1 protein-coding gene and 1 pseudogene are annotated in these 369 nt (G+C 35.8%); both read left to right on the top strand.

Features of this window, described 5'->3' with window-relative positions; translation table 11 throughout:
• Positions 1–218: pseudogene (locus LJE11_RS19390) on the top strand (IS607 family transposase); the annotation flags it as partial.
• Positions 181–369, top strand: a 189-nt coding sequence (locus LJE11_RS19385) for a helix-turn-helix domain-containing protein (protein ID WP_227296434.1), incomplete at its 3' end; no start/stop codon positions are given. The pseudogene LJE11_RS19390 and the gene LJE11_RS19385, both read left to right, overlap by 38 nt.

Raw genomic sequence — 369 nt, 5'->3', positions numbered from 1 at the left:
AATATATCGCTTCACTTTATAATTGTGAGATTGAGATTATTGATAATACTGAAAAGTCCGAACAGCAGGAACTTGTTGAAGATCTGGTTCAGATAATCACTGTATTCAGTTGCAAATTACAAGGAAAACGAGCAAACAAAGCTAAGAAACTTATCCGGGAATTGATACAGGAGGAAGCAGATGGTAAAAGCCATAAAAGTAATGTTGGTACCAAATAACGTGCAGAAAACTAAGTTGTTTCAGTACGCCGGTGCTTCAAGATTTGCCTATAACTGGGCTTTGGTAAGGGAAATAGAAAACTATGAAAAAGGCGGAAAATTCATTTCAGATGCAGAACTCAGAAAAGAATTTACAAAGCTTAGACATTCT

The sequence above is a fragment of the Blautia sp. DFI.1.216 genome, assembly GCF_020594215.1.
Taxonomy (GTDB): domain Bacteria; phylum Bacillota; class Clostridia; order Lachnospirales; family Lachnospiraceae; genus Blautia_A; species Blautia_A wexlerae.
This window is presented reverse-complemented; position numbering and strand designations above follow the sequence as displayed.